At 42.0% G+C, this 13,804-nt stretch carries 18 protein-coding genes; 8 read left to right on the top strand and 10 right to left on the bottom strand.

Annotation, left to right across the window (positions count from 1 at the left end):
• Window positions 1–201 precede the first annotated feature (201 nt).
• Window positions 202–738 carry a hypothetical protein gene (locus ACO067_RS24770; RefSeq protein WP_421879906.1) on the bottom strand — a complete coding sequence of 179 codons (537 nt, stop codon included), beginning with the start codon at window positions 736–738 and terminating at the stop codon, window positions 202–204.
• Between the two features lie 132 nt (window positions 739–870).
• Window positions 871–1,086 (bottom strand): DUF3820 family protein, encoded by a 216-nt coding sequence (locus tag ACO067_RS24765; protein WP_421879903.1) that lies wholly within the window; start codon window positions 1,084–1,086, stop codon window positions 871–873.
• Between the two features lie 74 nt (window positions 1,087–1,160).
• On the opposite strand from ACO067_RS24765, the gene ACO067_RS24760 reads away from it, so the two are divergent.
• Window positions 1,161–1,955, top strand: coding sequence for a DUF3108 domain-containing protein (locus ACO067_RS24760; protein WP_421879901.1), 795 nt, complete (start codon window positions 1,161–1,163; stop codon window positions 1,953–1,955).
• Here ACO067_RS24760 and ACO067_RS24755 read toward each other — a convergent pair.
• From ACO067_RS24755 to ACO067_RS24745, 3 genes are all read right to left on the bottom strand, one after another.
• Window positions 1,947–2,756: a PhzF family phenazine biosynthesis protein gene (locus tag ACO067_RS24755; protein ID WP_421879899.1), complete on the bottom strand. Its 810-nt coding sequence runs from the start codon at window positions 2,754–2,756 to the stop codon at window positions 1,947–1,949. The two genes, ACO067_RS24760 and ACO067_RS24755, sit on opposite strands and share 9 nt — an antisense overlap.
• Window positions 2,753–3,280, bottom strand: a complete 528-nt coding sequence (locus ACO067_RS24750; protein WP_421879896.1) for a YdeI/OmpD-associated family protein — start codon at window positions 3,278–3,280, stop codon at window positions 2,753–2,755. Before ACO067_RS24750 ends, ACO067_RS24755 begins: the two co-directional genes overlap by 4 nt.
• A gap of 276 nt (window positions 3,281–3,556) precedes the next feature.
• On the bottom strand, window positions 3,557–3,859 hold the full coding sequence (locus tag ACO067_RS24745; RefSeq protein ID WP_421879893.1) for a hypothetical protein: 303 nt from the start codon (window positions 3,857–3,859) through the stop codon (window positions 3,557–3,559).
• Window positions 3,860–3,944: 85 nt separating this feature from the next.
• Between ACO067_RS24745 and ACO067_RS24740 the strand changes: the two genes are divergently transcribed.
• Window positions 3,945–4,505: an EF-hand domain-containing protein gene (locus tag ACO067_RS24740; protein ID WP_421879889.1), complete on the top strand. Its 561-nt coding sequence runs from the start codon at window positions 3,945–3,947 to the stop codon at window positions 4,503–4,505.
• On the opposite strand, the gene ACO067_RS24735 is transcribed toward ACO067_RS24740, so the two are convergent.
• Both ACO067_RS24735 and ACO067_RS24730 read right to left on the bottom strand, forming a co-directional pair.
• Window positions 4,502–5,089, bottom strand: a complete 588-nt coding sequence (locus tag ACO067_RS24735) for an EF-hand domain-containing protein (protein ID WP_421879886.1) — start codon at window positions 5,087–5,089, stop codon at window positions 4,502–4,504. The genes ACO067_RS24740 and ACO067_RS24735 overlap by 4 nt on opposite strands.
• A 23-nt stretch (window positions 5,090–5,112) precedes the next feature.
• Window positions 5,113–5,451 (bottom strand): hypothetical protein, encoded by a 339-nt coding sequence (locus tag ACO067_RS24730; RefSeq protein ID WP_421879883.1) that lies wholly within the window; start codon window positions 5,449–5,451, stop codon window positions 5,113–5,115.
• A gap of 121 nt (window positions 5,452–5,572) precedes the next feature.
• On the opposite strand from ACO067_RS24730, the gene ACO067_RS24725 reads away from it, so the two are divergent.
• Window positions 5,573–6,418: an SOS response-associated peptidase gene (locus ACO067_RS24725; RefSeq protein ID WP_421879880.1), complete on the top strand. Its 846-nt coding sequence runs from the start codon at window positions 5,573–5,575 to the stop codon at window positions 6,416–6,418.
• A gap of 68 nt (window positions 6,419–6,486) precedes the next feature.
• On the opposite strand, the gene ACO067_RS24720 is transcribed toward ACO067_RS24725, so the two are convergent.
• Window positions 6,487–6,654 carry a hypothetical protein gene (locus ACO067_RS24720; RefSeq protein ID WP_421879878.1) on the bottom strand — a complete coding sequence of 56 codons (168 nt, stop codon included), beginning with the start codon at window positions 6,652–6,654 and terminating at the stop codon, window positions 6,487–6,489.
• A gap of 129 nt (window positions 6,655–6,783) precedes the next feature.
• On the bottom strand, window positions 6,784–7,074 hold the full coding sequence (locus tag ACO067_RS24715; RefSeq protein ID WP_421879875.1) for a DUF3817 domain-containing protein: 291 nt from the start codon (window positions 7,072–7,074) through the stop codon (window positions 6,784–6,786).
• A 108-nt stretch (window positions 7,075–7,182) separates the two neighbouring features.
• Here ACO067_RS24715 and ACO067_RS24710 point away from each other — a divergent pair, with 108 nt between their 5' ends.
• Together ACO067_RS24710 and ACO067_RS24705 are read left to right on the top strand one after the other, a co-directional pair.
• Window positions 7,183–7,509 (top strand): ArsR/SmtB family transcription factor, encoded by a 327-nt coding sequence (locus ACO067_RS24710; RefSeq protein WP_421879872.1) that lies wholly within the window; start codon window positions 7,183–7,185, stop codon window positions 7,507–7,509.
• Window positions 7,502–8,047, top strand: coding sequence for an SRPBCC family protein (locus tag ACO067_RS24705; protein ID WP_421879869.1), 546 nt, complete (start codon window positions 7,502–7,504; stop codon window positions 8,045–8,047). The genes ACO067_RS24710 and ACO067_RS24705 overlap by 8 nt, the downstream gene beginning before the upstream one ends.
• On the opposite strand, the gene ACO067_RS24700 is transcribed toward ACO067_RS24705, so the two are convergent.
• On the bottom strand, window positions 8,037–11,336 hold the full coding sequence (locus tag ACO067_RS24700) for a DEAD/DEAH box helicase (RefSeq protein WP_421879866.1): 3,300 nt from the start codon (window positions 11,334–11,336) through the stop codon (window positions 8,037–8,039). The genes ACO067_RS24705 and ACO067_RS24700 overlap by 11 nt on opposite strands.
• A 146-nt stretch (window positions 11,337–11,482) precedes the next feature.
• Between ACO067_RS24700 and ACO067_RS24695 the strand changes: the two genes are divergently transcribed.
• From ACO067_RS24695 to ACO067_RS24685, 3 genes are all read left to right on the top strand, one after another.
• Window positions 11,483–11,833 (top strand): hypothetical protein, encoded by a 351-nt coding sequence (locus ACO067_RS24695; protein WP_421879862.1) that lies wholly within the window; start codon window positions 11,483–11,485, stop codon window positions 11,831–11,833.
• Between the two features lie 131 nt (window positions 11,834–11,964).
• Window positions 11,965–12,789, top strand: a complete 825-nt coding sequence (locus ACO067_RS24690) for an MbnP family protein (RefSeq protein ID WP_421879858.1) — start codon at window positions 11,965–11,967, stop codon at window positions 12,787–12,789.
• A complete protein-coding gene (locus ACO067_RS24685; RefSeq protein ID WP_421879855.1) occupies window positions 12,776–13,801 on the top strand; it encodes a cytochrome-c peroxidase in 1,026 nt (341 codons plus the stop codon). Before ACO067_RS24690 ends, ACO067_RS24685 begins: the two co-directional genes overlap by 14 nt.
• The last annotated feature ends 3 nt before the right edge of the window (window positions 13,802–13,804 follow it).

The following is a 13,804-nucleotide window of genomic DNA, read 5'->3' as shown; positions in this document are numbered from 1 at the left end:
CAACCGAAATAGTAAAGGGATGATCTACTTGGATCATCCCTTTTTTATTTTAGAAGTGTAGCAGCATCAGCCTATGTGATTGGAATGTGGCACGAGGAAAGAACCATTTTGAATCACCCCTCGGTATCTGTACGTACGATTCACCACAAAAAAAGCATCGGTTTTTCCGATGCTTTGTATTTTGAGGTTAACAGAGGTCTATCACTTGATGTGCAAATGGTGAACGTGCTTTCTAATGACGTCTACTCGTTTAGTAATGTGTTTGATATACTTATTCAATTCTACCTCCACGATGTAGATTTGACCGTCATAGGAATTTTCACCAATATCATTCCTCAGTTCCTCCGAGTCTTTCTCAATTTTGTTCTTTTCGATACATTCTTCATGTAAGAAATGTATCAGGTCTTTCATTGAATAGTTCTTCTCAAATTTTGAGATGTCATGTAGTGTTTTCTCTATTTCTTTGTCGTGATTGAATCGCTGAGCTTTTGTCAGTCGCTGATAAAGCACCGAATCGAAGTGATGAATATCATTCAAAAGATCAATTACATCAAATCGGTATTTTTCATTGTCGCAAAATTCAACCAACCCTTCATAGGTACTCAAAGTATTTGCTTCTTTATCCCACCTGTACGTCAGGTCATCGATGGTTTCACCCAGACTACCGGATTCACTCTCTTGTGCTCTAGTTCCAAGTAGAACAAGCACTAGTGCCAAACCTAATCCTAATCGTTTCATTACCGTCATATTCATACTTTGTCCGTTACAATTTTCGCACCAAGTTGATGAAAAGGTTGCAGATATTAAAAAACGTTCTGCTGAGACGCTGTATTACTAGATAGAACTGAAAAAATTGACGATGAGTTTGAATTATTGTGATTTTTTTAGTTGATGTATAATATATTCAAGACCATTGAGCTTGATTTCATACATAGTATGGAGTAGCATCCCCAGTTTTCCATCTGGAAAACCTTTACTTTTATACCAAACCAGATAGTGTTCCGGTAAGTCGCAGATGGGCATGCCTTTGTATTTGCCGTAAGGCATTTTGTAGTTGATTAGGCTGATTAGTATCTGTCTATCCATTGATTAGATTTGTGATGACGAATTTAGGCTCGGTTTTTGCAAACTCACCGAAGAATTAACGAGTATTGTTAAAGATGATGAAATATATTCTTACTTCCATATTGCTGTTTGGTTTGACTCTTGGGCAGGCTCAGCAGCAAGTTGATTTTCCTCTAGGTGAGAAGATCACCTTTAAAATCTACTACGGATGGTTTGCCCTTGGAGAGGCTTCCATGGATATAGATGATTCGCTAATACGGGAAGGCGAGGAGTCCTTCTATCATACGAAGGTGGAGGCCGGTACGGTTGGCTTATTCAGCTGGCTTGCTGGTATCAACAATCAATACACCGGTGTGGTATCCACTGATGATTACAAGGCCATAAAGTCTGAAAAACACCTGGATGAGAGAGATGGTAAGTCTGATCAGTGGAATGTCTTTGACTATAAGGAGATGAAGACTTATGTGAAAGAAATCGAACACGATAAGGGTAAAGGTCTTCGGTCATTTACAGTAGATCTAACTCAAAACACCTACGATATACATGGAACCTATATGTATCTGAGAAGTCAGCTTGGTCAAAAGTTCCGTAAAGGTGATTCCATTATGTTCAAGACTTATTGGCATGAGAAACTTTACGATTTTGGAATGGAGTATGGTGGCGAGGAAAAAATCAAGTTCAATGGTCAAAAAGTCAAAGTGAAAAAGTACTATGGCTTGTTTCCTATTTCTAAAACCTTTCCCGAGGAACGCGCCGTGGAAGTTTATATAATGGAAAAAGATGGCCTGGGCATTCCTTTGCTAATTGAAGCTAAAATGAAGATAGGAAAGGTGCGCTGTGAACTCAAGACATACGAGGTAAAAGGCCAGGAACTGATCACCTTAGAATGAGCAGATCGTCCCTTTATTGATCTTTTGATAAGCACCAAAGAGCTTCACCTTGTTGCCCAGCAGGTCAGCACAAAATGAACCTCCTCTTTGGCTTTGTTGTAAACTCTTGAAAGATGTTTTGTTGAGCTTTTTAGACCAGAAGGGAACCAATGCTGCATGTGAGGAGCCTGTAGCCGGGTCTTCCAGCTGGTGTACGTGAGGTACCAGTGTTCTGCTAACAAAATCGACTTCTTCAGAATCAGCAGGTGCGGTGACAATGTACCCAAAGGTGTCTAAGGTCCTTAACCGCTCGAAATTAGGCTTCATTGATTGAACACTTTCTTCCGTGTCAGTTAAGACTATACTCTTGTTTCCCGTAGTGTAAAAACCCAATATAGGTATTCCAAGACCTTCCTTTAATGCTTGTGGTATGGGTAGTTCTTCGATGACTGGAAAGCTTTCCAGTTCTATGAAGCACTTATTGTCGTTGTATTTTCCGCCTTTTATTTTATGCTTTGAGGACGTTTGTAACGTGATCTGCTCCTGAGTGTTGTCAAAGTTGTCATGGATGAAAGCCATAGCGGCAAGCGATCCATGGCCACAAAGTTTGATTTCTGCGTCTGGGGCAAACCACCGAACTTTCCAGCTGTTATTCTCTTTCCAAAGAAAAGTAGTGGCAGGCTGCCAAAAATCAGATGCGATTCGTTGCATCCGGGCTGCTTCTATAGGCCCACCTAGCAACACTACACTGCTCGTATTGCCATAGAATTCTTGTTTCAGGTTCGTAAATACCCTGTAAGTCTCAAAATCGTATTCTCTCATCTCAATTTTCCCCGTTGGTTGTATTCTTTAATCTTCTCGTTTAGAAGCTTGAAATTCAGTTTTCCACTTTGTTCGGTTAGGTGTTCGATGATTGCTAGTGCTTTATTAATTCGACTATCAACACTCTTTACTTTACTAACAATGTAAATGAGGTTTCGTTGTTTACCGGGGGTGAGTTTGTGAAAGTAGGTGTCAGCTAGCGGATCCTGATCCAGGCAGGTTCTCAGCTCTTCTGGCATGTCCATTCCGTATTGGCTGGTGTCCTTCTCCAGAGAGACGTGCACCTCATCCCCAATTTCGAGCCCTAGCTCTTTCTTGAGAGTTTGATTGATAAGGATATACCAGTAATCGCGAAAAGGCATCAATCCACTGGAGATCGTCTTTGAGTTGTTGATGGTACATTTTACTCGCTTCTGATCTCCGTCAATGAACTGCTCTGCAATAGCCAAAGGGACTGGCAGGTGAAGACCATATACGCTGGCATTGACTTCTGTGAATTTACTTAAGTGAGTAGTGAACTGCATATTTCCCGTACCGGGAGGGTAAAACTACACAAAGAAATGTACTCGAAATGAGTTGTGTTTGTAGAACATTAAATGCCACTTTCACGCTTCTTGCGAGATTGATAATAAGGGGTTGATTTTTTCGTTTGTTTTATAAGTGAATCAATAAACATGTTATGCAAATGAAGAATCTGAAAAAATCCAAAGAAAACGAACGTGAAGGTCTAACTACCTTTTTGCTCAAATGGTTACACAAACATTTTGGTATTCAAAAACCTTTTTGATCATGGGGCAATTTTAAAATTGCCCTAAATCTTCACAGGTAAGGCAGGCGTTGGCATAGCGGTCGTATTCCTCATAAGAGGGACCAGGCTTTCCAAATAAGGTTATCACCTTATCCAGGCGTATTTTCGACTGATCAATCACAACGTATTCGGCTTTGTTTTCTTCAATCAAGGCCATCGCTTCTCCTGAGGCATCTGCTAGCTCGCCCTCAGAATCAAAAAAATGGATTTTCCCCACCTTGTTTTCACCACAGGATTTTACCACTTCATCTATAAATTCAGGATCAACAGGAGAGTATTTATCTTGATATTCCATAATTTTCTATGAAATTTAATTAGTCTTCGCAAAAATCAACTAGTTTTCGAGGCTTAATGTTACTGACCAGACTATTATACGGGATATGATCACAGAGATACAGAAGAAGAAGGCCGTTCACTTTTTTGAGTTGCTTGATTCGCATAGAAATGGACACCTGCAAGCGGATGACTTTTCAGAGATAGCTGAGAGAATACGCCTTGGACTGGGATACGAAGCTGGTGGAGAAAAGCATGTGTTTCTTGCCAAAAAATCAGCTAGGTTTTTCCATACCCTTCTGAATGCCATATCGCATGAAAATAAGCAACAGATTACGAAAGATGAATGGGTCAATTTTATTGATAAAAAGATCATCAATGGCAAAGATGATGAGTTCAAAGAGGAGTTTGAGGAGTTTATCATTGGGTTCTTATTTGACTTGTTTGATGATAACCATGATGGCTATATATCCACTGATGAGTATGTGGACATGTTTGTAGTCTATGGGATAGATATCAAATACTCTGCGAAAGCCTTTTTGAAGCTGGACCTCAACAAAGACGACAGGCTGTCGAGAAATGAATTACTGCATTCCTTTGAAATGTTCTTATTTTCAGATGATCCAAATCAGCCTGGAAACTGGATTTTTGGGAACTGGGAAGACTAATAAAGGGATTTGCGTGAGGCAAAATGGGAGGAGCCAAGTTCCCCAAACAGTTGATTGCCAACGGATTTTGCATCATCACTCCTGAAGAACTCCCTGGTAGCTTCTAGTAGCTCGCTTTTGCTAATGTGCTCATCACCATTAGAATCAATCGATTCAAAGCACTTGTTGGCAAACCTCACTTCAACCCTGAAGGAGACAAAAATGCTCATAAACTCCAGCTTGGATATTAGGACGTCCCGGTTTTTATCAAAAGTCTCGTGTGCAATGTTCACCATATGGTTGATGCGCTGATCAATAGTGTCATCATCTGGAGCATAAAAGTATGCTTCCATGAATTCAAGCCACCCATCCAGATTGATTGAATCCAGGTCCGGTTGGTTGAAATAGCCGCAGATCGATGACCAAACACTTTGAGCATGCGTGATCAGGATAGACTGGTGACCTATGGCTTCAATCACTCCTGCAAATACGGCTATATTCTCTGCTATGTGATGAAGGTCTGTCTTTTGCAACAGTCCGTTGTGGTCAAAATCAAGAATGGAAAAGAGATGGGAGAGTTTTTGTTTTTGGAAACTACTTAACATACCGGAAGCTAGTAAAAATCAGGTTATGTATCAAATGCTTTTTTTAACCGGGGGAATAGTTTGAAAATCCGGTCAAGAACGAAACTGTTGCGGGCGCCCATTTCAAACGAGTCTCCATCTTCGTCTTTCCATTTGATCATTACCTGCACTTTGTTGATTTCTATTGGTCGGGTGATTTTCTTGACGATCACATAGTCTTGTATGATGCTTTCCTCCTGATCCTCAGCTTTTTGTGCGTATCCATGGTCCAGCTGGATGTATTTGGTTTTTTGTTTAACAAACACGCGTAGATAGTGGTAATTAGTCTGACCAAAATACCCCTTTTTGACGCGCACTTTATAGTATCCTGGTTCTATCTTCATAAGCTAATATTGTTAGTAATACTAATAATAATAGCAAATCTAGTTTTTGGAATGAGAGATTCCTAATGATTTTATCTATCTTTCTAGAGATATTTTTAAGAGGAGATCTATGTGCTATGATGTGAGCTATTTAACCAAGAAGTATAAGAAATACGCCGAGCATATTGGCGATAATGCTTCTGAAATGGACAAGCTGGAAAAGCAACTGGAAGTGTTTGTAAAGGCTGAGGGGCCGGTCTATCACACTACTGCATTTGATCACCGTCGATTACCTGTATTGACCAGTAATGCTCCCAAGGACTTCCAGTTTTTTCATTGGGGGCTTATTCCCCATTTTGTGAAAGACCTGGCTCAGTACAATCAGCGATATACCGCTCGCTACCTCAACTCCCGCATAGAAACAGTCTTCGACGAAACCATGTACAATGAGAAACTGCAGAGAGACCTGGAGAATCCGTTCTACCGATCAGCACTGGAGCGAAGGTGTGTGGTGATGCTGGATGCTTATTTTGATTGGTATTGGCAGGGTAAAAATTCCTACAATTTCCTGATACGACGTGTAGATGATGAACCGATGTTTGTGGCTGGGATCTGGCGAAGCTGGAAGAGTGCCTCTGAAGAAGAGTCGAGAGATACAGTGAGCCTAATGACCACTGATGCCAATCCATTGTGCCGAAAAGTACATAACAAACCAAAAGCGAGCGAGGGGCCACGTCAGTTGGCGATGCTGGATGAGTCCATGAAAAGTGCCTGGCTGGACCTGGATCTAACGCCAGAGCAATTGCGAAAGGAGATTCGAGTCTTTCCTCAGGATACGCTGGAGGCTTATCCGGTTAAAAAGTTGTTTGAGCAGCATGGGAGGTCTCGAGTGCCGCTGAATGACCCAGAGTGTTGGGAAAAGAAAAACTATAATGAATTAGCATTTGACTCTGCCGGGAACACTGGCAAGCAGACTAGCTTGTTTTAATCGGATAGAGAAGGCTGATAAGCCCGACGACAAGTGCCATCAGGCTATGATTATCACTTTTCCGTTCATCAGCTCGCTTGTAATCCTTGCTGCTGAATGTAAAACTGGCATTGTGCTTTTGGGCCTGCATACATGATGCCTTGATCTCTCTTGATCACCACATAGCTGTTCATTTCTTCGCTGAATTTTACCGTGAATTTTGATTTGCTGGTAAGAAGTTGAAATAGTCTGTTCATAATTCTTGTCTATAACTGGTTTAGATTAAAATTAGATTTAATTGTATTAAATCAATAATACCTACGTCTAAACGAGCGTATAGACCGCTGAACAGGTCGATTTACCGGATGAATCTCAAATTCAGTGATTCAAACATGCCTAAAAAGCTTTCGGTCAGCATAGAAAGTACCAAAAGGGAGTAATGATGCCACAAGTGCTAAAGCAGATTGCTTAAATGTCCAGCCATAGATCAGGATGCATTGGATGCACAAAACAATGTAAATGATAAACAGCCAGCCATGTGTCATGCCAACATAAAGGTTGGGTTCTGTGATGCCCAATCCATATTTGAGTGGCATAGTGATCGCAAAAAGTAAAAAACTAATTCCTTCGGCTATAGCCAATATTCTTAGTCTACCAATGGGTGTGGATACATTCATAAGCTCTGTAAAAGACGCAAATATAGTAGTGAGTTAGACAAAATTCGAGCACTTACTTGTAACTAATCGGTTACATGTTATATATTAGTAACCTAATGGTTACGTATTATGTCTAGAGATGTATTTGTGGGAATTGCAGATCCCACCAGAAGACAAATAATTGATATGATTTCAAGGCAAGAGCTAAAGCTCAACGATCTGGCTGATGCCTTTTCGGTGAGTAGACCAGCCATATCTAAGCATGTAAAGATTTTGGAGGAGTGTGGTTTACTGGATATTCAGCAGCAGGGGCGGGAGCGTTATTGTCGCATTAGATCAGACGGCATGAAAGAATTAGCACGTTGGATTGAACAGTATAAGGCCTTTTGGAATGATAACCTGGATCAACTGGAGTACCTACTAAAGGAAGAATCTAAAAACAAAACTGATGAATAGTTACGGAGAATTGATTAATCAAAACACCTTGCAGTTCAAACGAAAGCTGCCGGGAACAGTGGATAGGGTGTGGGAATATCTTGTAGACCCTGAGCTTCGTCAGAAGTGGTTTGCAGGTGGTCCCGTCAATCTGAAATCCGGAGGGATCATGGAATTGCATTTTGATCATGCCAAGTTCTCAGATCAACACGATCCGATACCCGATAAGTACCAGAATATGGAAAGTGGTTCTAAGTCAGAGGCTACGGTTCTTAGGGTTGAAAAACCCAACTTATTGGTGATCAACTGGGAAGAGGGAATTGTCACTTTCAAGCTGGAGCAAGTGGCTGCCAATGAGGTCTTATTGACGCTCACACACGAACGACTGCAAGACAGTATGGATTACCGAATAGGTGTCCTGGCTGGATGGCACACACATCTGGATATCCTGGTGGATGTGATCTCAGGTTTATCGGTGCGGCCATTTTGGAATCAACACATGAGCTTGGAAGATGAGTATGAGCAGAAACTAAATGCAGGAACACTATTTAGTAAGTAGAGACAAGGCTCAACAATTTCTTTTTGTCCAGACTATTGAAGAAGGTATTGTTTTCGCTCACTAGCTGGCTGGTGAGCTCTTTCTTGTTTTGTTGGAGTTGCAGGATCTTTTCTTCCAGAGTATCTGGACAGATGAGTCTTATGGCGGTGATGTTTTTTTCCTGACCAATTCGGTGCAGACGGTCAATAGCCTGATTCTCAACTGCTGGGTTCCACCAGGGGTCTACGAGGTAGACATAGTCGGCTTCCACCAGGTTAAGCCCGGTTCCACCTGCTTTTAGACTGATCAGGGCGACACGTACATCATCTTGCTGTCTGAATCGGCTAATAACTACTTCTCTATTATTGGTTTGTCCAGTGAGTAGGATATGCTCCATATTCATACCTTCCAGCTCTACTTTGATCAGCTCCAGCATGCTCACGAACTGGGAGAAGATTACCATTTTATGATGAGGTGCATTAAGTTCGATCTGTTCTTTGAGCACCTCAATCTTGGAAGAGGTCTTTTGTCCTACTACTTCATCGCTCTTTAGCAACTTGGTAGAATTACAGATCTGTCGCAGTTTGGTCAAACCACGTAAGACGTGCATGGTAGCGTCTTTGAGCTGCTCCGCTTCTGTAGCGGAAACGAATTCACGAAACTCCTTTTCATACGCCAAATATGTATCTCGCTGCTCCTTGTCCATTGGGCAGTAGAGAACCGTTTCGGTTTTCAGTGGCAGTTCTTTGGCGACTTGATCCTTCGTTCGGCGAAGTAAGAAAGGCTTGATCTTGTTTTGAAGATCTCTGGCTCGTCGTTGGTCCTTGAACTGATCGATCGGGACGGAATACAGCTCTTTGAAATGCTGTTTGGTAGAAAACAATCCCGGGCATGCAAAGGAAAACTGGGCATATAGGTCGAATGTATTGTTCTCGATTGGTGTACCGGTAATAGCTACTCTATTCCTCGCTTGAAGCATTTTCACCGCTTTGTAACGCTGTGAGGTTGGGTTCTTGATTTGCTGCGACTCGTCCAGAAAGATGTAATTGAACTGGAAGTTTTTTAAGTAATTGACGTCTGAGAGTAGGGTAGTGTAGGTCGTGATGACTACCTGGTATTTATCCAGTCCTTTTATTTCTCGCATTCGATCTGGACCATGCAGGATGTGAACGGCTAGTGTTGGCGCAAACTTTTTCAGTTCTGCTTGCCAGTTGAAGATCAGCGTGGTAGGTACCACCAGCAGATTGGTGTTTTGCTGGACCTTTTCATTTTGAAGCAGGATGAATGCAATGATCTGAACCGACTTACCCAGTCCCATGTCATCCGCCAGGCATCCGCCAAAGTTGAAATCATCCAGGAAGTTGAGCCATTTGAGTCCGTCAAGTTGATACGGTCTGAGTGTGCCTTGAAGCTCCTTAGAGACAGTCACTTGACTCACTTCGGTGAAGTTTCGAACTTTCTCCTGAAATGATCGGATTTCATCAATGACCTTCCCATCCAGCTCTTCTTGCTCAAACAGCTCCTCTACTTCGGAAATGTGAATTTTGGGAATGGTGATCAGGTCATCATCTGAGATGTCTCCAGCAGTAAAGAAATGGTCGAATCGTTCCAGCCATTGCTTTGGTAGTATTCCGAGAGATCCATCATCTAGCTGTACATATTTACTTTTGTTTTTAACTGCCACCTGCACCTTTTTGAGACCTGCTTTTTTCTTACCAAACTTCATTTTGACAGTTGCATTGAACCAGTTGAGGCCGCTTTGGACTTTGATGTCTATTTGTGGTTTGTGAGGGTTGAATTTGTGGCCTTCCAGCTCATTGAAGCCATACACACGGATGTCGTGTTTTTCCCATTCTTCAAATACGGGCAGGAACCAGGTTTCGTCCAGAAACTTGCGTTTGTGCAAGTAAAAATGGTCCAATGGGTTGTCCAGTTGCTCCTTGAAATCAGGATGCTGCTTGACTAACAGTGCTAACAATTCACTTTCTGCATCTACATCACGATCTACCTGAAACTCATTCCCCTGATCATCCCGGCCATAGATTTGCCGGTTGGTTCTTACTGAGATTTCTACATCGCTATAGCGCATCACCGGTATGAGCATCACGTGACTACCGTGATCGGTCAGATAGATGAGTTTTTCGGTGTCTTCCAGATATTCGCTGAGAGCTAGTTGTTTGGGTGAGGCCTTTTTGATGAAGCTGTAATCAATCCTAATTTGACTCTCGATTTTGTTGAGAAATTGAGCTTTGAACTCCTCGTATCCGGATGAAGAAATGGTTAGTTGGCCACCCTTTTCCTTCAGGATCTTAATGGTGTTAATAACCGCAATGGACGGCAGCAAGTACCAGGTTTTGAATATTTCAACAAAGCACTGGTGCCATACCTTGAGCGCAATAATGTCATGAGTCTGCCCATTCAAATCGACAATACCTTTGATTTCATAGGTGTCTTTGAATTGGTTGACCTCTAGTCTGAAGCTGTCATATAGTGGTTTCAACTCAATGGGTATTAATGAGCCTGCACTGATCTTGTTTTTATCGGCTGAGTAGTAGAAGGAGTGCCTGGGATAGTTTCTTGCCAACACTTTGAGGGCTTCAATGTCCAGGTTGTTGAGCGATTCCTGTGTTTTTTGGAGCCTGGAAACTGCCATCAGGAACCGAAGTGTTTCCGTATCGCCATGCTCCCAGATTTTATCCTCTACTTTGACAGGCTCAATTGGGTTTTTGGGCTTCCCATTCTTAGCCAAATCAGTGGTGCAAAGCTCTACATGAAGGGAATGATAGTATTTGTGTGGCCTTATCACCATTATTAAAGCCTCATTAGGTTCGTGAAGTTGAGGCGTACTATGTATTAAAACAGACTCACTTAAAGTGCTAAGATGCTTTCCTGTGATTGGGGTCAACGAAGTGTTGATTGGGTGGACTTCAAGGTTTCGTTGTTGGTAATGGATCACAAAGTGTTGATCCAGGTCAGTTACATTTTCCAAACCATAATCATAGGCTTGTTTTTTGAGAAAAGTCTGACGCATCTGCTGATCAAAGAACAGGAGTAGGTTGGAATCTTTGATCAGGGCTAGCAAAGATGCGGTTTGATGTCCGCACAACCCTTTAATTTCTGCACCACAGTCACAGATCAAAAGGGTATGGAGCGCATCCTGCTGGATGGAGACAGCTTGGTGCGATGCTTCTCCAGTTACGAGTACCACAAGATGATTGATTTCAGCAGCTTGTACTTCTACATTGAGATGGGTCACGTCACCTACCATATGCCGATAAATGTGCTGATGACTGATGCCAGAGACAGGCACTTCCAGTGTAAATCGATGAAGTTTTTCAGAGTTGATAGTAAGTCCTTTTAATTTAAGCTAAGATAGAAAGAGTAATCGTTCGAGGAACAAATAATCAAACATCCGGGTCGGCAGTTCTAAATTCTCTGGCTATTTTTGTCGAATTGATGAAAAGGCTGGGTGTTATATTGATCCTCGTTTATGTGCTGGTGAGTACATTCTCGCTTTCGCTTCAGGAGATTTACAAAAACTACTTCTGTACGGATACGAAAGAGTATTTGACCATAGCAGGTAGACAGATTACTGTTTGTGGTCAGACCTGTGACTTTGAAGTGCAGGACACTGATACCGATAATGGTAGTCACTATGTATATAACCTTGATGCACCTTCTTTGTACTACGAGACTGTTGAAATCCAGTGCGGCAATCGTCAACTCATTAAAGGTCAAATAGCAGCTTTTTTGAACCACTACGAGTTCATCTACCACTCAGCCAACTGGCAGCCACCACAAGGCTAATGTTTTCAACACTCCAAGAGTCGTGAATTCTTTACGACCATTTACTAACTAATTATTAATTCATTTCGACTGGATCAACAGCATTGGTATATCCAATTCTCTGATGACGGTTCGATTAGTATATCCATTAAATGAAAACATTAAAATCAATAATTGCTCTTTTGGCTATTGCAGCCATAATTGTATCGTGTGGTGAAGAAAATGAGGATCCACAAACAGAAATAGCAGGAACTGTGTCCATCGAGTTTGACAACTTTGTTGGATCATCTATGGTCAACCTGAAAGAAACGGGTTCTACAGACTATAATTATACCACTACTGAAGGACAAGCGTTTAACTTGATTCGTGTGCAGTATTATGTGAGCAAGATCATTCTGACCGGTGAAAATGGAGAGGTGTTCGAAGATGACTTGAATGTAAGTGCCAATGCCGATGAGATCAGAGGATATTACTTTATCCAGGAGTCCGAAAGTGCCAGTAAGCTCATTGAATTGACCGATGTGCCAGCAGGAACTTACACTCAAATAACATTCAATTTAGGAATCGATGAAGAAGGTGTGCAGGAAGGTGCTGCTGGAGGAATTTTAGATCCGGCTACTGGAGCACCTTTTTGGAATTGGAATGCCGGGTATATTGGGATGACTGTTGAAGGTCAAACTGATATTACTGACGACAAAGCTTTTGCCATTCATGTTGGAGGTTGGAAGGACATTGTTCCGGATGATGGCACCACCCAGAAGTTTTACAACAATGTGAAAACCATCACCCTCAATTTGGATGTGGACATGAACGTGTCTGAGACTCTTGAGCCAGAAATTCACATCGTAGCTGATATTCAGAAAGTTTTGGGAAATATTGATTTCACGGCTACTCCACAGGTTCATTCACCTGCTGCGGGTAGAGTATTTGCTGACAATCTACAGTCTGCATTTGTGGTAGATCATGTACATCAGTAAGCTAAAGCAGCTCCCAATTTGGGGGCTGCTCCTTTTCGTATTTGGATGCCAGGAGACTGACGTGAAAGTGGATGAAATCTATGTATTTCGTCAACCAGAGCATTTCCCCAAAGCTACCTACACATTGGATAACAATCCAGTGACTAAAAAGGGATTCCTGCTCGGTAAGAAGCTGTTTAATGACCCAATGCTCTCGCGTGATGGCAGTGTGGCTTGCAGCAACTGCCATCAGCAGGGGACAGCTTTTGCAGATTCACAGCAGCATCCACTGAGCAGAGGTGTAGATGATCGGAAAGGCATTCGAAATGCCCCGTCATTAGCGAATATGGCTTTTATTCCAGAGTTTTTTTGGGATGGCGGAGTTACCCATCTCGATTTTGTACCCTTGAATGCTATCGAGTCAGCATTCGAAATGGATGAAAGCATTGAGAATGTGATGGTGAAACTCAACAGGAGTGAAACCTATCAAACACTCTTCAAAAATGCTTTTGACATAGATGAAATCACCACTCCTTATTTACTGCATGCTTTGTCTCAGTTCATGGTGATGATGATCTCTGATAACTCAAAGTACGATGACTACTTAAGAAGTGAGGAGGCTCTGAGCAGTGACGAATTGGCTGGAATGGAGCTATTTACAGCAAAATGCGAAAGCTGTCACGCAGGAGTATTACAGTCCGACTTTAGTTACCGCAACAATGGATTGGATATCTACCCTTTGGATTCAGGGAGAACACGCATCACCGAAAATGCCAATGATTGGGCAAAATTTAGAGTCCCAAGCTTACGCAATGTGGAGTTGACTGCACCATACATGCATGATGGTCGGTTCAAAACACTCGATGAGGTGTTGGAGCACTACAATTCGGGAATTCAAACAGTTAAAACCCTGGATCCCTCACTGGAAAATGGGATAGTACTGACCACTGATGAGCGGGCTAAAATCATTTTCTTTCTTAAAACACTAACGGATCGTGAATTCACCAGCGATCCCAAATTCTTTAACAATTAGAGG

This window comes from Marinoscillum sp. (genome assembly GCF_965229915.1).
Taxonomy (GTDB): Bacteria; Bacteroidota; Bacteroidia; order Cytophagales; family Cyclobacteriaceae; genus Marinoscillum.
Note: the sequence above shows the minus strand (reverse complement) of the source record. Positions and strands in the feature narration are given on the sequence as shown.